16 protein-coding genes are annotated in these 20,440 nt (G+C 49.4%); all 16 read right to left on the bottom strand.

All coding sequences use genetic code 11. The features are described 5' to 3' along the window. Positions 1 to 40 precede the first annotated feature (40 nt). The 16 genes from KD909_RS08640 to KD909_RS08715 all read right to left on the bottom strand — a co-directional run bounded on the left by KD909_RS08640 (position 41) and on the right by KD909_RS08715 (position 20,385). A complete protein-coding gene (locus KD909_RS08640) occupies positions 41 to 1,708 on the bottom strand; it encodes a ribonuclease J (RefSeq protein ID WP_015881439.1) in 1,668 nt (555 codons plus the stop codon). Positions 1,709 to 1,803: 95 nt separating this feature from the next. Continuing rightward, a complete protein-coding gene (locus tag KD909_RS08645; protein WP_211781343.1) occupies positions 1,804 to 2,457 on the bottom strand; it encodes a M15 family metallopeptidase in 654 nt (217 codons plus the stop codon). Beyond that, positions 2,454 to 3,707, bottom strand: a complete 1,254-nt coding sequence (locus KD909_RS08650; RefSeq protein ID WP_211781344.1) for a lipid II:glycine glycyltransferase FemX — start codon at positions 3,705 to 3,707, stop codon at positions 2,454 to 2,456. The genes KD909_RS08645 and KD909_RS08650 overlap by 4 nt, the downstream gene beginning before the upstream one ends. Positions 3,708 to 3,710: 3 nt before the next feature. Continuing rightward, complete coding sequence (locus KD909_RS08655) at positions 3,711 to 5,204, bottom strand: UDP-N-acetylmuramoyl-L-alanyl-D-glutamate--2,6-diaminopimelate ligase (RefSeq protein WP_249199014.1); 1,494 nt, start codon at positions 5,202 to 5,204, stop codon at positions 3,711 to 3,713. A 51-nt stretch (positions 5,205 to 5,255) separates the two neighbouring features. Continuing rightward, a complete protein-coding gene (locus KD909_RS08660; protein ID WP_211781345.1) occupies positions 5,256 to 6,473 on the bottom strand; it encodes a M16 family metallopeptidase in 1,218 nt (405 codons plus the stop codon). 51 nt (positions 6,474 to 6,524) lie between these two features. Further along, a complete protein-coding gene (pnp, locus tag KD909_RS08665) occupies positions 6,525 to 8,741 on the bottom strand; it encodes a polyribonucleotide nucleotidyltransferase (protein WP_031421720.1) in 2,217 nt (738 codons plus the stop codon). A gap of 128 nt (positions 8,742 to 8,869) precedes the next feature. Then, entirely contained in the window at positions 8,870 to 9,139 is a 270-nt protein-coding gene (gene rpsO / locus KD909_RS08670; protein ID WP_015881433.1) for a 30S ribosomal protein S15, read from the bottom strand. A gap of 124 nt (positions 9,140 to 9,263) precedes the next feature. After that, entirely contained in the window at positions 9,264 to 10,190 is a 927-nt protein-coding gene (locus KD909_RS08675) for a bifunctional riboflavin kinase/FAD synthetase (protein ID WP_015881432.1), read from the bottom strand. Positions 10,191 to 10,206: 16 nt separating this feature from the next. Continuing rightward, entirely contained in the window at positions 10,207 to 11,121 is a 915-nt protein-coding gene (gene truB, locus KD909_RS08680; protein ID WP_305826676.1) for a tRNA pseudouridine(55) synthase TruB, read from the bottom strand. Between the two features lie 43 nt (positions 11,122 to 11,164). Further along, positions 11,165 to 11,512, bottom strand: coding sequence for a 30S ribosome-binding factor RbfA (gene rbfA / locus KD909_RS08685; protein ID WP_015881430.1), 348 nt, complete (start codon positions 11,510 to 11,512; stop codon positions 11,165 to 11,167). An 18-nt stretch (positions 11,513 to 11,530) separates the two neighbouring features. Next, complete coding sequence (gene infB, locus KD909_RS08690; RefSeq protein WP_211781347.1) at positions 11,531 to 13,738, bottom strand: translation initiation factor IF-2; 2,208 nt, start codon at positions 13,736 to 13,738, stop codon at positions 11,531 to 11,533. A 21-nt stretch (positions 13,739 to 13,759) separates the two neighbouring features. Further along, positions 13,760 to 14,056, bottom strand: a complete 297-nt coding sequence (locus tag KD909_RS08695) for a YlxQ family RNA-binding protein (protein ID WP_015881428.1) — start codon at positions 14,054 to 14,056, stop codon at positions 13,760 to 13,762. Then, a complete protein-coding gene (gene rnpM / locus KD909_RS08700; protein WP_193343251.1) occupies positions 14,053 to 14,328 on the bottom strand; it encodes an RNase P modulator RnpM in 276 nt (91 codons plus the stop codon). The genes KD909_RS08695 and rnpM overlap by 4 nt, the downstream gene beginning before the upstream one ends. After that, on the bottom strand, positions 14,325 to 15,488 hold the full coding sequence (gene nusA, locus KD909_RS08705; protein ID WP_074037219.1) for a transcription termination factor NusA: 1,164 nt from the start codon (positions 15,486 to 15,488) through the stop codon (positions 14,325 to 14,327). The genes rnpM and nusA overlap by 4 nt, the downstream gene beginning before the upstream one ends. A 14-nt stretch (positions 15,489 to 15,502) precedes the next feature. Further along, positions 15,503 to 15,973 carry a ribosome maturation factor RimP gene (gene rimP, locus KD909_RS08710; protein ID WP_015881425.1) on the bottom strand — a complete coding sequence of 157 codons (471 nt, stop codon included), beginning with the start codon at positions 15,971 to 15,973 and terminating at the stop codon, positions 15,503 to 15,505. A 119-nt stretch (positions 15,974 to 16,092) separates the two neighbouring features. Next, positions 16,093 to 20,385, bottom strand: a complete 4,293-nt coding sequence (locus tag KD909_RS08715; protein ID WP_035387800.1) for a PolC-type DNA polymerase III — start codon at positions 20,383 to 20,385, stop codon at positions 16,093 to 16,095. Positions 20,386 to 20,440 lie beyond the last annotated feature (55 nt).

The raw sequence follows: 20,440 nt of genomic DNA on the forward strand, positions 1-20,440 counted from the left end.
AAGGCAAAAGTCAGATGACTTTTGCCTCACTCTCATTCCATTAAATCTCCATGATGATCGGCAAGATCATCGGACGACGTTTCGTCTGCTCGAATAAGAAGACGCTCAGTCGCTCGCGGATATTTGATTTCAATTCGGTCCAATCACTGCCAGCCTGCAGACTCTTTTCAATCTGTTTCGTGACAATACGGTTTGCCTCTGAAATCATCTCCTCCGATTCACGCATATATACGAAACCACGTGAGATGAGTTCAGGTCCTGAAATCAATTTCTTCTGTTTGCGATTCAACGTGACCACGCAAAGGACAACTCCATCCTGTGACAACAAACGACGGTCCCGTAAGACGATGTTTCCAACGTCCCCGACGCCGATTCCGTCAATCAAGACGTTTCCTGCAGGAACTTTTCGGCTCATGCGGGCTTTTCGACCCGTGAACTCGACGACGTCACCTTTTTCAACGATGAAGATGTTGTTCGGTTTGACGCCCACTTGTTCAGCGAGTTTCGAGTGTGCCATCTGCATTCGGTATTCCCCGTGAATCGGTAAGAAGTACTTCGGTTTAACGAGGTTGAGCATCAGCTTCAATTCTTCTGCCGATCCGTGTCCAGATACGTGCACTTTACGTTGGTTGTAAATGACGTTCGCACCCGAACGGAACAACAAGTCAATCGTTTTAGAAACAGACTTCTCATTCCCTGGAATCGGTGTCGCCGCGATGACGACCGTGTCATTCAATCGAATGTTGACTTGCTTGTGGGCATTACGAGCCATACGAGTCAATGCCGCCATCGGCTCTCCTTGCGAACCTGTCGTTAAAATGACGACCTTGTTATCCGGTAGACGGTTTACTTGCGACAACTCGACGAGTGTCTTCGCCTTGAAACGTAAGTAGTTTAGTTTCTGTGCAACTTCGACGATGTTGACCATGCTACGACCAACGACCGCAACTTTACGATCATTCGCTTCCGCTGCTGCGAATACTTGTTGCAAGCGATGGACGTTCGAGGCGAATGATGCCACGATAACCCGACCTTCCGCTTGATAAATGACATCGTTCAATTCAGCTCCGACGATTGACTCTGAACCGGTTTGCCCCGGTCGCTCGGCGTTCGTCGAGTCGGAAAGAAGTGCAAGTACACCACGTTGTCCGATTGCCGCTAACTTATTGAAGTCGGATTGTTTACCATCGACAGGCGTGTAATCAAACTTGAAATCTCCGGTATGGACGATCGCACCTTGAGACGTTTGAATACAGACGCCGACACAGTCGGGAATCGAGTGATTGACGCGGAAAAACGTGATGAAATGATCAGCGATAGTCAATTTCGTTTTGGCATCAATCATGCGAAGGTCGACTTCTTTCAACAAACCGGCCTCTTTTAATTTCAATTCAATCAACCCGAGGGTCAATTTCGTCCCGTATACTGGGACGTGCTTTAAGTCGCGTAGGACGTAGCTGAGTCCACCGATATGGTCTTCGTGACCATGGGTGATGAAAATCGCCCGTACACGATCTTTATTTTCTTTTAAGTATGTGATGTCTGGGATGACGATATCAATCCCGAGCATCTCATCGCCTGGAAACATTAGACCGGCATCGATGACGAAGATGTCGTCGTCTAGTTCCACGACGTACATGTTCTTCCCGATTTCGCCTACGCCTCCAAGCGCAAAGACGCTAATATTCTCTGTCTTCTTTTTTGACACTAACAAAAACCTCCTAAATGATTCATATTCTGTTTCGTCCCCTTATCGCTACTGAATATTGTAGCGGAAAACGGCTTCATTGCCAACATTTCCGTCTAATCTAATAGAGGTTTTAGTGCATCAGCAAGCGGTGCCGTCTCTTTTTCGTCAGGTCGTTTCCCTGCAACAAGTTGACGAATCGACAAGCCGAAGTCCATTTGGAGGTGAGGATAGTCCGGGAATGAGTTCCATTCTCCGCCCCATTCAAAGCCGAGCGCCTTTCCTAACTCCCCTAGTTCTTGCCAGTCAGGAATGTCATTCCGATTACGATCCGTATTCAGGTCATAGTCGGTCTTGTTGTTATGGATGATAACGAAATCGACAGCAAGACCGTAGTTATGATAGCTCTGACCCGCCTTCGCATTGGTCACCACTTGCCCGGGTTCAGACCGTCCTTGCGCATAAAGCGCATTCTGTTCCTTGGCAGAACGGTATCCTGAAGTGAGGCGCACTTCGAGGTCTAGACAAGAATGGGCCAATCGAATGAACGATTCTCCCCGATTGGCGACTAACGGATGCAACCGGTCAAAATCAATCTTCGTCCTTGCCAAGATCGCATCCTCTTTCTCCACGTCCCGTACACACATATCCGCTTCGAACGTCGGCTCGTCTACCCAAGGCACCGGTTCCGGTTGCATATAAAAGTAAGCGAGCGTAATGCCAATCAGAAAGGCGACCATCGCAAGAGATAACACGCCTGTCCATCTCATCTTCTTAACCGTTTACGCAGTCCTTTTAAGAGTGGCAACCCTTTTTCGAGTGCCATATACAAAGGACGATTCAAGACGAGGTCGAATTCCCCGACCTTTTCAATCATGTCGCTTCCCCATCCCGATTTGAATGCGTAAAGACCAGCATACTCATCATCCGGGTCCGTACTTCCTGATACCCCGCCGAAGTCGTATCGCTCGGCGCCACTCGCTTTGGCCACCTGCATCATCGTCCACTGCATCAAGTGGTTCGGCATAAATTCACGGAATTCATTTGACGAGGCTCCGTATAAGTAATAAGAACGCCGTCCTGCGAGAGTCAACAGACCACCTGATAAGACGAGCCCGTTCGGATAGGTCTGATCGAGTTCGACGAGCTCAGGGAGAGCTTGCTCCGCTTTTTGAATTTGTGCCTCCGTCTGTTCCTTGCGGTTCAAAAGGCTGTTACGTTTCTTTTCAATCGTTTCTTTCTCAAGGCCCCGTTCAATCTTCGCCAACTCTTTCTTCGCTTTTTCAAGCGTCGCCTGTTGCTGTTCGAGTGCGATTTTCGGTTCGAGCGTTGTCAAAAAAAGACGGGCATCGTTCGGTTGCAGACAATCGTATAGGTTCTCAAAATAATCGAGCCCTCGCGTAGCGAATCCGTCACGTTCCCCTGTCACTTTCATCAAATCGGCGAACGTTTTGAGTCCGTCACGACCGACCTCTTTGCAGACGATTCCTTTTTTCTCCGCGAGACGGACGTTATAGCGGAATTTATGATGGAATTTTGCAAAAATATCTTTCTCGCTCGGGCGCAAATCCGTTTCCATTGTAAAACGAGGTTGGGCGTAGTCAAATCCACCGCCATATCCCTTATGTTTAAACCCGATGGCAGCCATTTCGGTCAATAGTCCTGGCAATTCATCGCGGTCGATGTTTGGATCGATTTTTACGACGATGGCCTTATGTGCCGTCGCGACACGTGTCGCTTCTTTCACGAGCGCCTGTAGCGATGCCAAGTCGTTGTAGTCCACGACAAACCCGCGTGGGGCATAGCACAGTGTGTATGGTAATTTCGGGACACGTTTGAATAAAAGTAAAGCGACACCGGACGTCACGCCGTCTCGCGCGACCGCGACACGTTCTGAAGTCCAACCATTTTGGCGCTTCACATCTCCCCAACTCGATAGTTGCAACAAATCCCCACGGTCGTGTGTTTTGACGAAGTCGTCATGCTCTTTTTCTGTCAACGTAATTGGTTGTACTGCCATAAATCATGCTTCCTCCGTATTCAAAATGGTCGCTCGAACAATCGCCTCTTCGTCGAGCGGCAATTTTTCATTTCCGATAATTTGATACTTCTCGTGCCCTTTCCCTGCTAACACGATGATGTTGTCCGGTTTCGCTAGACGGGCCGCGTAACGGACTGCTTCTTCTCGATCTCCGATTTCAACAAAGTTGTCATGGGTCATCCCCGCCGCAATCCCTTTTGTAATAGATTCATACGCTTCGAATCGCGGATCATCCGTCGTAATGATGACGGTACCGGCATAAGTCGAAGCCATCTCACCCATTGCAGGACGTTTTGTGACGTCACGGTTCCCACCTGTCCCAATCAAAAAGATAATCTTTTCTTTCGGTACGCCGACGAGCGACTTCAGACACTGTTCGATGCCATCCGGCGTGTGGGCGTAGTCCGCATATACGTTGTAACCTGGGACGTCTAAACGTTGCATTCGTCCTTTGGCCGGATGAATCATCTCGAGTGCTTTGGCAATTCGCTCAAGCGAATAACCGGCAGCGAGAAGACAACCCGTCGCCAACAATAGATTGTACACGTTGAAACGACCGATGAATTGAACCGTCACCGGAAGTTTCGCGCCTTGGTAATTCAATGTAAAGCTCGTTTGAGATAACGTTTGTTCAATGTCCGTTGCCATCAAGTCTGCTCGCGCATCAATCCCATATGTTATTACTTTCGCACCGGTCATCGTCTCATAAAGAGGCGTTTGTGCATCGTCCGCGTTCAAGACGGCGACTTTTCCACGTGAGGCCATTTGACCGAGTTGAGCGAACAATAATCCTTTTGCACGTGCATAGTTTTCAAACGTCCCATGAAAATCTAGATGATCGTGCGTCAAGTTTGTGAAGCCAACGATGTCAAAATCAGTCCCGATGACACGTCCGAGCTCAAGACCGTGTGAGGACACTTCCATCATCACGTCCGTCACGCCTTCATCACGCATTTGTGCCAACAATTGTTGAAGTTCTGAACTTTGAGGCGTCGTATTTTTACTCGGGACGATTTTGTCGTTGATGCGTACTTCAACGGTCCCAATCAAACCGGTCGAATGCCCGAGGACGTCGAGGACGTCTCGTAAAATCGTTGTCGTCGTCGTTTTTCCATTCGTTCCCGTGATCCCGAACAGTCGCATCTGTTCAGATGGATACGCATAAAAGGCCGATGCCAACAACCCGATTGAACGCGAGCTGTCACGTACAATCAGGTTTGGCACTGACAGGTCGAGCGGTCGCTCGCTAACGACTGCCACCGCGCCTCGCTCTACTGCTTGCGCCGCATATTCATGCCCATCCACCGTATAGCCTTTGATGGCGACAAACAACGTTCCCGGCACAACTTCTCGCGAGTCCGTCGTCACATGCGTCACGACGATGCCTTCTAGATTTGGTTGATTAATTAGTTGTATCGTCTTCACTAAATCCGTTAAGTTCAAGTCTTTCCCTTCTTTCACCTGTATCCTATCCAAACTAAAGAATACCTCTTAATCAGTGTAGAGAACTTACAATTCGGTTTCAAGTCACGCTTCGTTTGGGAGGACATATGACTTCGCCGGGCGATGGTTCAACACCTCACGAATCAATGCATTGACCTCATCGCGTTCAATCCGTTCTACTTTCTCAATCACTTGTTCAATCGGCTCGACTTCGTCGAGAAGTAGCAAGTTCCGTCCATTCCGGTTCATACGGGCGCTCGAACTTTCATTCCCGAGGGCAATCGACCCTTTCAATTGTCGCTTGCCTTTGTCTACTTCCTCAGCAGTCAAACCGTCGGCGACAAGTCGCTTCATCTCTCTCTCAAGGATGACTTCGACTTGTTCCAACGTATCCGGCGACGTACCGACGTAAATGGTAAATGTACCGTGATCGGAAAACGTCGTGTAATAGGAGTAAATGGAATAAGCCAAGCCCTCTTCTTCACGGATGGACTGGAACAAGCGCGAAGACATCGTCGCGCCGATTGCGTTGTTCATCAATGCCAAATGAGGCAAACGGTCGTCCGTCGCCGGAATCGCTTCGTAGTTCCAGCAGAGGTGGGCTTGCTCCGTTTCCTTTTGTTTCGTCAATGTGTCATGGAACAGTTCCGGTTGATTGATTTCTTTCGACGATTCCCTAGAAGGGATGTGGGCAAACCTACGTTTTACCGCCTCAATCAATTCTTCAGAAACATGACCTGCGATTGAGACGACAATCTGCTCGGCCGTATACTGTTCCTGTAAGTATTCGACGAGCTGGTCACGCGTCAATCGATTGACACTCTCCTCCGTCCCTAGAATCGGTTGGGCGAGGATATCGTCACGATACGCCGCAATGGCCAATAGTTCGTGAACGAGATCTTCCGGTGTATCCTCATACATTTTAATCTCTTCTACAACGACACGCTTTTCTTTCTCCAACTCCTGTGCATCGAGCACCGACTCAAACAGCATATCTGTCAGGACGTCGAGCGCCATGACCGCGTGTTCATCGAGCGTCTTCACGTAAAAGCATGTATGGTCTTTCGAGGTGAAGGCGTTGACGCTTCCACCGAGCTCATCGAAAAAGGAAGCAATCTCTTTCGCGCTTTTCGATGCGGTCCCTTTGAACAGCATATGTTCAATCAAATGACTGATGCCGATGTTCTCAAACGTCTCTGTACGTGTCCCTGCTTTAATGAATACCCCGGTCGAGGTGCTAAGCGAACCTTCGATTGGTTCGATGATGATTCGGACGCCGTTCTCTAATGTCATCCATTCCATATTCTCACTCCTATGAAAAAGGCCATCGCACCAAGACGATGGCCAGAATAATTAATTTGTCGAGCGCGGTGGACGACGGTCCCCGTCACGACGTGGCGGACGGCTATCGCGAGGTGGGCGGCTTTCACGTGCTGCCTTCCGTTTCGCTTCGTATGCCTCACGCTCTTCAGGAGACAATCCTTCTAAGATGAGCGCTTTTCGTGATGCGTTGACACGACCTTTGTCATCGATTTCAGTGACTTTGACTTGAATCGAATCGCCAAGCTTCACAACATCCTCGACGTTCGCGACACGCTCAAGGCTGAATTCGGATACGTGTACGAGCGCATCTTTCCCTTTGAACAACTCGACGAACGCGCCGAATTTTTCGATACGACGTACGGTAGCATCGTATACTTCACCGACGACGACTTCACGGACGATGTCACCGATCATTGACATGGCAAGATCGATTCCTTCTTGGTCCGTCGAGGCGATGAAGACCGTACCATCCTGTTCGATGTCGATTTTGACGCCCGTTTGGTCGATGATGCTGTTGATCATCTTACCGCCTGGTCCGATGACGTCGCGGATCTTATCCGGATTGATTGTCATCGTTACAATCTTCGGTGCATATTTCGACAATTGTGTACGTGGTGTATCCAACGTCTCAAGCATATGGTCAAGGATGTGTAAACGACCGACACGTGCCTGTTCAAGCGCTTCTTCTAGAATTTCACGCGTGATTCCGGCAATCTTGATATCCATTTGAAGAGCGGTGATCCCGTCTTTCGTTCCAGCTACTTTGAAGTCCATATCCCCAAGGTGGTCTTCAAGTCCTTGAATATCTGTCAAGACCGTGTAATGCTCACCTTCCATGATAAGACCCATGGCAATCCCGGCCACTGGCGCTTTGATTGGCACACCTGCATCCATCAATGCGAGTGTCGACCCACAGATCGAAGCTTGTGAACTTGAACCGTTTGATTCGAGTACTTCCGAAACGAGACGAATCGTGTATGGGAAGTCTGCTTCTTTCGGAATGATTGGAAGAAGCGCACGCTCACCGAGTGCTCCGTGACCGATTTCACGACGACCTGGCGCACGGACCGGACGAGCTTCACCGACTGAGAACGGCGGGAAGTTGTAGTGGTGCATAAAGCGCTTGTTCTCTTCAAGACCGATTCCGTCGATGATTTGTGCGTCTCCGATAACACCGAGCGTCGCAACAGACATGACTTGTGTTTGACCTCGTGTGAAGAGACCGACACCGTGTGCACGTGGGAGTAATCCGACTTCTGATGCGAGCGGACGAATCACGTCTGGACGACGTCCGTCTGGGCGGACTTTTTCGACCGTGATCAAGCGACGGACTTCATCTTTGACGAACTTGTTCAAGATGCCTGAAACTTCGCCGAGTTTTGAAGGCTCATCCGCAAGACGTGCTTCATACATCGCGACATACTTCGCAATCACTTCGTTGATGGCTTCGTCACGAGCGTGTTTCTCTTCCACTTGAACCGCTTCTACGATTTCAGGACGAGCTGCTTCGAGTTCAGCAGTAAGTGCCTCATCGTATTTCGAGACCGTGTATTCGAATTTAGGTTTTCCGACAGCTTCTACGATTTCTTGTTGGAATGCAATCAAACGTTTGATTTCTTCATGTCCAAACAAGATCGATTCGAGCATGACGTCCTCTGGTACTTCGTTCGCACCTGCTTCAACCATGTTGATGGCTGTCGATGTCCCTGCAACTTGAAGTTCAAGGTCCGTTTTCTCCAACTGAGCCGTCGTCGGGTTGATGACGAATTCGCCGTCCACACGGCCGACTGTCACGCCAGCGATTGGACCGTCAAACGGTACGTCAGAAATCGAAAGCGCGATCGACGTTCCGAGCATACCTGCCATTTCAGCCGAGCAATCTGGGTCGTTTGACATGACGTAAATCATGACTTGAATATCATGACGGAATCCGTCTGGGAAGAGCGGACGAATCGGGCGGTCGATGAGACGTGATGTCAAAATCGCGTTTTCACCCGGGCGACCTTCACGACGAAGGAAACCACCTGGAATTTTACCGACCGAGTAAAGTTTCTCCTCATAGTTGACCGTCAACGGGAAGAAGTCTAAATCTTTTGGTGCTTTTGAAGCCGTCACTGTCGCAAGGACAACCGTATCTCCATAACGCACGAGTGCCGAACCGTTTGCTTGCTTCGCAAGTTGGCCGACCTCTACAGACAATGGGCGTCCGCCCCACTCTGTAGAGAATACTTGTTTCGTACCTAACATGTACATTCTCCTCTCAAACCTTATCTAGTTTATTATGTAACTCATTCCAACGAATGTCTAATCATTTTCCTTAAAAAAGAAGAAACGGACTAGGACGTTGTCCCAGCCCGTTAAACAGTCTCAATCGATTAACGACGGAGACCGAGGCGTTGAATCAATTCACGGTAACGTGTAACGTCCTTGTTACGAAGGTACGTAAGCAAGTTACGACGACGTCCAACCATTTTCAAGAGACCGCGACGTGAGTGGTGGTCTTTCTTGTGTGTACGAAGGTGGTCGTTCAATGTGTTGATTTGTTCAGTCAACACAGCCACTTGTACTTCTGGTGAACCTGTGTCACCTTGTTTTGTCGCGTATTCCGCGATAATTTCGTTTTTACGTTCTTTTGAGAGTGCCATTGCCTCTCCACCTCCATTTAATGAAAAATTGCCGCGTTGCCGAGCCGGCGTTGGTGAATCGACCAGCCAAGCGAAGCGGTGTACTTTGCGTACTTGACAAGGATAGCGTACCCGCTCTTGAAAGTCAAGATAGGATTGAGCGTGCTGCCACCTCATCTTCTTTCAGTTGAGCGACTAGCGCATCCAACCCGTCGAACGCGCGCTCGTTCCGAATATATTGGATCCACTCGATTTCGATGACTTGTCCATATAAATCCTCTGAAAAGTCGAAGAGGTGGCTTTCAACCGAGACCGATCCCGTCTCATAAAACGTCGGACGACGTCCAACATTCGTCATCGCACGGAACGTCCGTCCGTCCGGGAGCGTGACGCGAGTCGCGTATACACCTAATCGTGGCATGACGTATGAAGCGTCCATCAACACGTTCGCCGTCGGGAAACCGATGGTGCGCCCACGTGCGTCACCGTGAATGACTTCTCCACAAATGACATACGGAGAACCGAGTAACTCATGCGCTTCGTCGACACTTCCTTCAGCCAACAGCTTACGGATTCGAGTCGATGACACCTTTTCTCCGGTCATCGTCTGTTCCGTCACGACCGACGTCGTGAACTGGTCACGCGCGTGGTACGGAAGTGTCTCCATCGTCCCTTCTCCGAACTTGCCATATGAGTAATCAAAGCCGGCTGTCACGTGAACGGCTCCGGCACCGATCAAATAATCATCGACAAACTGTTGCGGAGAAAGTCCTGCTAGTTCCTTTGTGAACGTTAAGACAAGACAACGCTCAACCCCTAGTGCTTCAATGCGCTTCAGCTTTCGAGACAGCGGCGTGATATAACGCACTGCGTCTGGCTTATTTGAAAGTACTTGTTTCGGATGCGGGTCGAACGTGACGACCGTCACCGGTAGGTTGTGTTCTGCTGCCACACGCTTGGCGTGATGGATTACGGCTTGATGGCCCTTATGAACACCGTCGAAGAAACCGAGTACCATGACGGACGGATACACGTCTGGCGTTTCTGGATAGGTGAGATGTCTTGTTTCCATACTGTCAAATTCCCCCTTAGTCGATGGCCAGCATGACCTCGACTGTAGCGTCTGTCGTTCCTTCTTGTCTTCGATATAAAGCAAGAGGGATTCCTTCTTCATTATAGACAGTAAATAACTCAAATTCGAGCGAAATGCCGTTCAGCTTTCCGCCATTCCGAATATAATGCTCCCGATTCTTTGGAATCGTGATTGCCGGCCAGCGTTTGATGACATCCTCAAGTGGGATCACATGCGCCAATCGTTCTTCGACCGTTTCAAGAGACTGTAACGTTTCGAGCGATACCGCGTTCTCTTCCTCAAACGTTCCTGAGCTCGTCCGTCTGAGTTCGCTCATATGGGCAGGGTAACCGAGCTTCTCCCCGATCTGAACGGCGAGCGTTCGAATATACGTCCCTTTCCCACAGTCGATTTCTATTCGGAAGCGACAGACGTCCGCTTCGAATGTCAATTCACTCGTCCGCTCCAGACGATGAATTTCGACCGTGCGCCGAGGCCGTTCGACGGTCTGTCCTTTCCGTGCATACTCGTACAACTTCTTCCCATTTACTTTGACCGCCGAGTAGTACGGCGGGATTTGTTCGATCATCCCTGTCAATTGGCGCATCGCCTCGTCAATCTGGGTTGCATCCAAATCGTTCGGTGTGACTGACTTCTGCGCGACGACCTCGCCATGCGCGTCCTCGGTCATCGTGGCGGTACCAATCGTCACCTCGGCCACATAACGCTTCCCTTCATCCGTGATAAAACGCGACAGTTTCGTGGCACGCCCTAAACAGATGGGTAGGACGCCTGTCACTTCCGGGTCAAGTGTACCCGTGTGTCCGACCTTTTTCGTCTGGTACAATTTTCTTAATTTAAATACGCAGTCATGACTCGTCATGCCAGCGTCTTTATCGAGTACGAGCACTCCGTTCGGTTCCAATTTCATCCCTCCATATAAAAAAAGGGAGAACGACGTCTCCCCTTTCAAATTATTGATCTTTGTTCAAATCACGAATCAACGAATCGATATGGCTACCATATGCGACTGAAGAATCGTATTCAAACGAGATCTCTGGTGTTTTCCGAAGACGGATGCGGTTCCCGATTTCGCGACGGATAAATCCTTTCGCCTTATCAAGACCTGCTTGCGTTTCTGCTTTCACATCTTCCTCATCACCAAGCACCGTATAATAGACTGTTGCTTGTTGTAAGTCACCCGTCACATCAACGCTCGTAATCGTGGCGTTTTTTGTACGCGGGTCACTGACTTCCCGTAACAAGACATCTGTAATTTCTTTACGCATTTGCTCGGCAACACGTTGGGCACGAATTTTCATACGTGATCCCTCCTCACATTATTTACGTTCGACTTCTTTCATGACGAACGCTTCAATGACATCGTCTACTTTGATGTCATCAAATTTTTCTACTTTGATTCCACACTCATAACCAGTCGCCACTTCTTTCACGTCATCTTTGAAACGACGAAGCGTATCGAGTTTACCTTCGTAAATCACGATCCCGTTACGAATGACACGGACACCGGCGTCACGTGTGATTTTACCTTCTGTCACATAACAACCTGCAATCGCACCGACTTTCGATACTTTGAAGACGTCACGGACTTCGACTTGACCTGTGATTTCTTCCACGAACTCTGGGTCAAGCATCCCTTTCATCGCGCTCTCGATTTCTTCGATTGCGTTGTAGATGATGCGGTGGAGACGCATTTCAACGTTCTCTTGTTCCGCCATTGAACGTGCGTTTCCGTCAGGACGGACGTTGAAACCGATGATGACGGCATTCGCAGCTGACGCGAGGATGACGTCACCTTCCGTGATCGCACCGACACCTTGGTGAACGATGTTGACTTTGACGCCTTCGACATCAATCTTGCGGAGTGAACCAGCCAATGCTTCAGCTGACCCTTGAACGTCTGCTTTGATGATGACGTTCAAGTCTTTCACTTCACCTTCTTGAATGCGGCTGAACAAGTCATCAAGACTTACTTTCGCCGACTCACGACGCTGTGACTCGAGGTAACGTTGGTAACGTTTTTCCCCGATTGCACGTGCTTTCTTCTCATCTTCGAAGACGATGAACTGGTCACCGGCTTGTGGAACGTCGTTCAAACCAGTGATCTCAATCGGTGTAGATGGTCCGACTTGTTTCACACGGCGACCGATATCGTTGACCATCGCACGGACACGACCGAACGTGCTACCGACGACGATTGAGTCTCCGATACGAAGTGTACCGTGTTGAACGAGAAGTGTCGCAACCGGTCCACGTCCTTTGTCGAGTTTCGCCTCGATGACTGAACCACGAGCTGGCATGTCTGGTGTCGATTTGTATTCTTCGACTTCAGATACGAGAAGGATCATCTCGAGCAATTCATCGATCCCTTCGCCTTTAATGGCAGAAATCGGAACGAAAATCGTTTCGCCGCCCCACTCTTCAGGGATGAGACCGAACTCTGTCAACTCTTGTTTGACACGGTCAGGGTTTGCCCCTTCTTTGTCCATCTTGTTGACTGCCACGATGATTGGAACGTTCGCCGCCTTGGCGTGCGAGATCGCTTCCTCTGTTTGTGGCATGACGCCATCGTCAGCCGCAACGACGATGATCGCGATATCTGTCACTTCCGCACCGCGGGCACGCATCGTCGTGAAGGCCGCGTGACCTGGTGTATCGAGGAATGTGATTTTCTTATCGTTGACTTCGACTTGATAAGCACCGATGTGCTGCGTGATTCCACCTGCTTCTCCTGCGACGACTTTCGTGTTACGAATCGAGTCGAGAAGTGTCGTTTTCCCGTGGTCGACGTGACCCATGATGGTAACGACAGCTGGACGTTCTTCGAGGTCATATTGTGAGAAGTCGATCTCAACTGTTTCAAAGTCCGTCTCATCGACAACAACTTCTTTTTCAACCTCAAAGCCGAATTCTGCAGCGAGTAATTCAACCGTTTCATCATCAAGCGTCTGGTTGATGGTTGCCATGACACCGAGACCCATCAACTTCATGATGATTTCGTTTGGCTTTTTGTTCATTTTAGAAGCAAGGTCAGATACGCTCAGTACATCGTCATACTTGATGACGTTGCCCATCTCCGCCTCTTGCGCGAGACGTGCCGCTTTACGCTGACTCGTCTTCGAGTTTGGATCGGCTTCTTGTGGCACAGCTGCTTTTACCGGCTTGCCTTTGCCTTTCCCTTTTCCACGTTTTTTATTGCGTGGGTCGTTGTTTCGGTTATCGTTACGATTTTGTCCACCGCGATTGTTTTGACCGCCACGGTTTTGTTGTCCCGCTTGTGGACGTGGCGCTTGTGCTTCTTTTTTCTCTTGCTTCGGCTCATTCGATGTTGACGTCGCTTTCGCTTCCGCTTGTTTTTCAGCACGATACTTTTCAGGATTGAACACACGGTCCAATTGTTTTACCGTTTCCTCATCGAGGACGGCCATATGGTTTTTCACCGGTTTGTTCAATTTTTCTAATTGAGTAATGACTTGTTTACTCGTTACATTCTGTTCTTTTGCAAATTCATAGACGCGTTTTCCCAAAGCATCCACCTCCGTTAATAGTTAAGAGAGAAGTTGCTTAAGCTTGTTCGCAAATCCGGATTCTGTCACCGATACGACGACACGCATGTCTTTACCGAGTGCGGCACCGATTGTGTAGCGATCGCTCACTTCAATCAATGGCACTTGATAAGACGCACATTTGTCAGTGACTCGTTTTTTTGTCGAGGCACCTGCATCTCCGGCTAGAATGACGAGCTTGGCACGACCTGCTCGTACATCCTTTAATACAAACTCTTCTCCCATCGTTACTTTCCTCGCTCGAGCAGCAAGGCCTAACAATGATTCCCACTGGCTCATGATTCGCCACCTGCGACAGCTTTTAACTGTTCATACAAGTCGTCGCTCGTCTTTACTTTCAAGTGATGGTCGAGCGTCCGTTTTTTCTCTGCTTGACGAACGACTTCGATATCTTTTGATAAGTAAGCACCACGACCGTTCACTTTACCCGTCTGATCGATGACCACGTCACCTTCAGGCGTCCGAACGACACGAATCAATTCTTTTTTCGGGAGCATTTCCTGTGTGACCACACACTTACGCAAAGGAAGTTTCTTTTGCTTCATGGTCATTCCTCTTCTTTCACCGCAGTCGTTTCAACTGTAGCATCTGATAAGTCTTGTTCTACTTCATTTTGAACAATTTCTGGTTCTGATTCAACTTTTTCAGCGAACGTATCGAACAAATCAAGTGCTTCGGCATCCGTTTCACTCTTGATGTCGATTTTCCATCCTGTCAATTTCGCAGCGAGACGGGCGTTTTGACCACGTTTCCCGATTGCGAGTGACAATTGATAGTCCGGTACGACGACTGTCGTCGATTTTGCTGGCTCGTTGACATATACCGCAACGACCTGAGCCGGGCTGAGTGCGTTACGAACGAACTCTTTCGGGTCTTCAGACCAGCGGACGATATCAATTTTCTCGCCGTTCAATTCGTCGACGATCGTTTGAACACGTTGTCCTTTCGGTCCGACACATGCGCCGACCGGGTCGACGATATCCGAGTGTACAGCGATTTTCGAACGGTCACCCGCTTCACGCGATACTGACATCACGTCGACTGTCCCGTTTGAAATCTCAGGAACTTCGAGTTCGAACAAACGGCGCAAAAGTCCCGGATGCGTACGCGAAACTTGAATCGCAGCACCTGAACCTTTTGTCGTTGAATCTACTTTTGTTACGTATACTTTGATGCGGTCATGGATTTGGTATGACTCGTTCGGCATCTGTTCATTCGGTGTCAATACGGCTTCGATGTTGTTCTCGAGACCGATATACAGGTTGCGTGGGTCGAAACGCTCCACGATTCCTGTCATGATTTCGTCTTCTTTGTCAGCGAAGTGGTTGTAGATGCGCTCGCGCTCCGCTTCACGCATCTTCTGTGTGACGACTTGTTTAGCTGTCATCGCCGCGACGCGTCCGAAATCACTCGGAGTGACTTCTTCTTTATGGAAATCACCGAGCTCATAGTTCGGATCGATTTCATGTGCTTCTTCGAGTGAGAGCTGTTGGTCCGGTTGCGTGAGGCGCTCTACGACTTCTAAAAGTGCATAGACACGGATATCCCCCGTCACCTGATCAAACTCGACTTTCACGTGCTCGTTCGGGTTCGCCACGTTGCGACGATACGCAGAAATGAGCGCTTGTTCGAGTGCATCGATAATGATATTTTTGTCGATTCCTTTTTCTTTGGCAATCTGGTCGATTGTAGTGAGTAATTGTGGACCCATCTTCTTCCCTCTCCTTAACTAAACGTGACCGCTAAGCGGGCTTGTGCAATTTTGTCTACCGGTAGCGATACCGCTTTTTTTCTTGTCTTGATGCGTGTCTCGATCACGACCGTTTCCCCATCATATGCCGTCAAAATTCCTTCAAACTCTTTGGCACCATCGATCGGAGCGAACGTTTTCATGTAGACATTTTTGCCTACCGCACGTTCAAAATCGCTCGGCTTTTTCAGCGGACGCTCCGCACCAGGACTCGAGACATCAAGATAATAAGCCTGTTCAATCGGATCGGTTTCGTTTAGTTTTTCCGAGAGCTGTTCATTGATATTGACGCAATCGTCCAAATCGACGCCCCCCGGCTTATCGATATAGACGCGCAAGAACCAGTCTGGACCTTCCTTAACGAATTCCACATCGACCAATTCCATGTTTTCCCGTTCTACGATCGGCAACGCAATCGATTCAACGACTTCTGTTATTTTGGACACTCTCATCCCTCCTTCTGGCTTTTACATACAAGAAAGGAGTAGGGTTCCCTACTCCTTTCCGTCGTAGTATCCAACTTTGTTCGATACCAATATATCATATTTTCCCGATAAATCGCAACTTACACCCCAAAATCAAAGAATGAGAGTTGGTTCTCATCAGGCAGACCTTCGAGACATTTCATCGTATCGAGTGTCTCGATGACCGTTTTCGAAAGTTTCGCACGTTTCCGCAAATCTTCTTTCGAAAGGAACTGACCTTCTTCTCTCGCTTCGACGATTGCTTTCGCCGCATTCGTTCCAAGGCCGTCGACCGCATTGAACGGTGGAATCAGCGTATTGTCTTCAATCAAGAACTCTGTCGCGCTCGACCGATACAAGTCGATGTTTTGGAACTTCATACCCCGCTCGAGCATTTCGAGCGCCAGTTCGAGGACCGTGTGCAGTCCTTTATCCTTCGCCGTCGCATCGAAACCTTTTTCTCGGATATCCGACATCGCCTTCCGTACGGCCTGAGGACCTTTAATCATTGCGGACAAGTCAAAATCTCCCGCCCGAACGGTAAAGTACGTCGCGTAGTACAGAATCGGATGATGCACTTTGAAGTATGCAATCCGGACCGCCATCAAGACATAGGCAGTCGCGTGCGCTTTCGGGAACATATACTTGATTTTCTTACAAGACGAGATATACCATTCCGGCACGTCATTCTCCCGCATCTCCGACTCCATCTCTTCCGTGAGTCCTTTCCCTTTCCGGACGGACTCCATGATTTTAAAGGCGAATGATGGTTCGAGGCCAGCATAAATCAGATAGACCATGATGTCATCTCGACAACCGATGACATCTTTCAGTTCGCACGTCCCGTTATAAATCAATTCGTTCGCGTTCCCGAGCCAGACGTCTGTTCCGTGAGATAGACCAGAGATTTGAACGAGTTCCGAGAACGTTGACGGTTTTGTCTCTTCAAGCATCTGACGGACGAACTTCGTCCCGAATTCTGGAATCCCGAGCGTCCCGGTTTTCGATTCAATCTGTTCCGGTGTCACCCCAAGCACTTCTGGTGAAGAAAAAATCTTCATGACAGTCGGATCATCCGTCGGAATCGTCTTCGGATCGATACCAGACAAGTCCTGTAACATCCGGATGACGGTCGGGTCATCATGCCCGAGAATATCGAGTTTCAATAAGTTGTCATGGATGGAGTGGAAGTCAAAGTGAGTCGTCTTCCACTCAGATGAATTGTCATCCGCCGGATACTGGATCGGAGAAATGTCCGCGATGTCCATGTAGTCCGGTACGACGATGATCCCCCCTGGGTGTTGCCCCGTCGTCCGTTTCACCCCAGTGACCCCGGACACGAGACGGTCGACCTCGGCGTTCCGGTAAATCTTATCGTTCTCGGTCGCATAGCCTTTCACGTATCCATAAGCCGTCTTGTCGGCAATCGTTCCGATTGTTCCGGCACGATACACATACTCTTCTCCGAACAGCACTTTTGTATAGGCGTGGGCATGCGGTTGATATTCACCTGAGAAGTTCAAGTCGATATCCGGTACTTTGTCCCCTTTGAAACCGAGGAACGTCTCGAACGGAATGTCATGACCGTCTTTTTTGTACCACGTGCCGCACTCCGGACACTCCTTGTCCGGTAAGTCATATCCCGACCCGACCGACCCGTCGTTGAAGAAATGTGAGTGCTGACAGTTCGGACAGACGTAGTGAGGTGGTAGCGGGTTGACTTCGGTGATCTCCGTCATCGTTGCGACGAGACTTGAACCGACCGACCCACGCGACCCGACCAGATACCCATCATCGAGTGATTTTTTAACGAGTTTATGCGAAATCAAATAAATGACGGCGAACCCGTGGCCGATAATCGACTTGAGCTCTTTCTCAAGACGCGCCTCCACGATCTCAGGCAGCTCGTCCCCGTAGATGGAGCGAGCCATGTCATAGCTCATATTCCGAACTTCATCATCCGCACCTTCAATTTTCGGCGTATACAAATCATCCGGGATGATTTGAATCGACTCAATCTGGTCGGCAATCGCATTCGGATTCGTGATGACGATTTCACGCGCTAAATCGTCACCTAAAAACTTGAACTCTTCCATCATTTCCTTCGTCGTCCGAAAGTGCGCATGAGGTAATTCTTTACGCGTATTGATAAAGTTCGCCCCACCTTGGGTACGAATCAAAATTTCGCGATAAGACCGGTCGGACCGATCTAGATAGTGCACATTCCCTGTCGCACAAACCGGTAACTCGGCCTTCTCGGCGACACGAATGATGCGCTTAATGATTTCGCGGAGTTCTAACTCATTCGCCACAATCTCTTTATCAATTAAATGGTGGTAGAGTGCCGGCGGGTGAATCTCGATAAAGTCGTAAAACGACATCATCTTCTCGAGTTCATCATCCGACTTGTTCAAGGCGGCGTCAAAAATCTCCCCGTTATCACAGGCCGAACCAATCAACAGTCCTTCCCGTCGCTTCACGAGCTCGGAACGTGGCATGCGTGCCATCCGATACAAGTAATCGATGTGAGATAAGGAGATGAGCTCATATAAATGACGAAGTCCTGGCTTTTTATTTTTCGCGTAGATGGTCGCATGGAACGGACGAATCTTCGATACGTCACTGCCGACTTTCGCGTTCAACGAGCGATGTGTCGTCATTTCGAACATCTGCTTAGCGAGATCGAGTAGCTTCATGAGCAAATATGCTGTTGCTTCCGCATCATAAATGGCACGGTGATGTTGTGTCAGTTCGATATCGAATCGCTTCGCGAGTGTGTTGAGTCGGTGATTCTTCAACGTCGGCATCAACGTTCGAGCAAGTTCGAGCGTATCGATGACCGGATAATCATCTGGAACATGTCCTCCGCTACGGAGAGTCGCCTCGAGGAAGCCCATATCGAATGACGCGTTATGGGCGACGAGAATGCTGTCGCCACACCAATCGACGAACTGTTTCGTGATCACTTCCGGGTCCGGTTGACCTTGGACCATGTCATCCGTGATCCCTGTCAATTCAATCGTGGTCGCTGACAAGGCATGTTTCGGGTCGGCGAACGCTTCAAACCGGTCAATGATTTCCCCGTCCTTGATTTTCACCCCAGCGAGTTCGATGATTTTATTGTAGACGGCAGAAAGTCCCGTCGTCTCGACGTCGAAGACGACGTATGTCGCATCGTCCAATGCCACATCGGTCGCATGATAGGCGACAGGGACACCATCGTTGACGACGTTCGCCTCGACTCCGTATAACACTTTGATATCGTTCTTCTTCCCGGCATAATACGCTTCTGGGAACGCCTGGACTCCGGCATGGTCGGTGATGGCAATGGCACGGTGTCCCCATTTCGCAGCACGGGCGACGAGAGCCGAGACGTTTGTGACAGCGTCCATTTGGCTCATCTGTGTGTGCGCGTGAAGTTCGACACGCTTCTCGCCTTCCCATTCGTCACGTGGCGGTTCGACCTTCACTTCTTGAAGTTGAGATGCCATCATACATAGTTCACGCATGAACGAATCATCTTCGACCCGCCCAGCTGTTTGAATCCACATGCCTTTTTTGACGGCACTGAGCATACGGTCGTCATCGTCATCGCGGGCAAATACTTTCACAATCAATGAGTCGGTGTAATCCGTCATCTTGAACGTGAACAGTTTCTTCCCACTCTTCAATTCTTTCCGTTCTGCCGAGAAGACGAGTCCACGAATCGCGACACGTCGTTCTTCCTCGATAATCGTCTTGATTGGGACAATCTCATCTTTAATGAGCGCACCCATCCGGATTTCTGTAATCGGTTCGTCGTTCGTTTCTGTTGCCTTGGCGAATTGGGCAGCCAGTGCCATTTTCGCTTGTTCGATGTCTTCTTGAACGACCTGTTCGCGAAGGGCCTGATTCGCCTCAGCGTCTTCCGAAAATTGAGCCTGACACGGTTTTTTTGTGAACCCATAGGCACTATAGAGCGCCTGTACTTCTTGACAGAGCTCTTTGTCCACATAACTCGCCTCAGGTGCGGAACGCACCGGAATCATAAGTTTGTTCTGCTCGAATCGTGGCGAAACGGAGCCGAAATAACTGCGCATCGCGCCAGATACTTGGCTCAACTCGCTGACGATTCGTGGCCAATAGTCGATATAGTCTTGCTCACTTCCACCAGCTGTTGTCGAGAACCGAGCGTACACTTCATCCGCAAACGTCGCATAACGGCTTTCTAATCGACTCATGAACAATTGATGCACGTCGTATGGCAATACTTTTGGAAATGAAAAATAGAACGTCCACGTCCGTCGCTTCTTATTGACGACGAGCCGTGAGAGTTCGGCCTGATCAAACAGGTCCGTCTCGGTCGTGATCCCAAGGTCACTTAATAATAATTGCATCTTTTGATTTGCTTCCACGGGTCCGTCTTTCCCCCTTTATGCCAATTCGACAAATGAAGGTGACCGCTTCCGC

This window comes from Exiguobacterium sp. PFWT01 (genome assembly GCF_018255795.1).
In the GTDB taxonomy this organism is placed as follows: domain Bacteria; phylum Bacillota; class Bacilli; order Exiguobacteriales; family Exiguobacteriaceae; genus Exiguobacterium.

Coding starts and splice junctions, on each gene's coding strand:
- KD909_RS08645 (WP_211781343.1), bottom strand. CDS start 2,457: ATGAGATGGACAGGCGTGTTATCTCTTGCGATGGTCGCCTTTCTGATT.
- KD909_RS08650 (WP_211781344.1), bottom strand. CDS start 3,707: ATGGCAGTACAACCAATTACGTTGACAGAAAAAGAGCATGACGACTTC.
- KD909_RS08660 (WP_211781345.1), bottom strand. CDS start 6,473: ATGGAATGGATGACATTAGAGAACGGCGTCCGAATCATCATCGAACCA.
- pnp (WP_031421720.1), bottom strand. CDS start 8,741: ATGTTAGGTACGAAACAAGTATTCTCTACAGAGTGGGGCGGACGCCCA.
- rpsO (WP_015881433.1), bottom strand. CDS start 9,139: ATGGCACTCTCAAAAGAACGTAAAAACGAAATTATCGCGGAATACGCG.
- KD909_RS08675 (WP_015881432.1), bottom strand. CDS start 10,190: ATGGAAACAAGACATCTCACCTATCCAGAAACGCCAGACGTGTATCCG.
- truB (WP_305826676.1), bottom strand. CDS start 11,121: ATGAAATTGGAACCGAACGGAGTGCTCGTACTCGATAAAGACGCTGGC.
- rbfA (WP_015881430.1), bottom strand. CDS start 11,512: ATGAAAATTCGTGCCCAACGTGTTGCCGAGCAAATGCGTAAAGAAATT.
- KD909_RS08695 (WP_015881428.1), bottom strand. CDS start 14,056: ATGAGCCAGTGGGAATCATTGTTAGGCCTTGCTGCTCGAGCGAGGAAA.
- rnpM (WP_193343251.1), bottom strand. CDS start 14,328: ATGACCATGAAGCAAAAGAAACTTCCTTTGCGTAAGTGTGTGGTCACA.
- nusA (WP_074037219.1), bottom strand. CDS start 15,488: ATGGGTCCACAATTACTCACTACAATCGACCAGATTGCCAAAGAAAAA.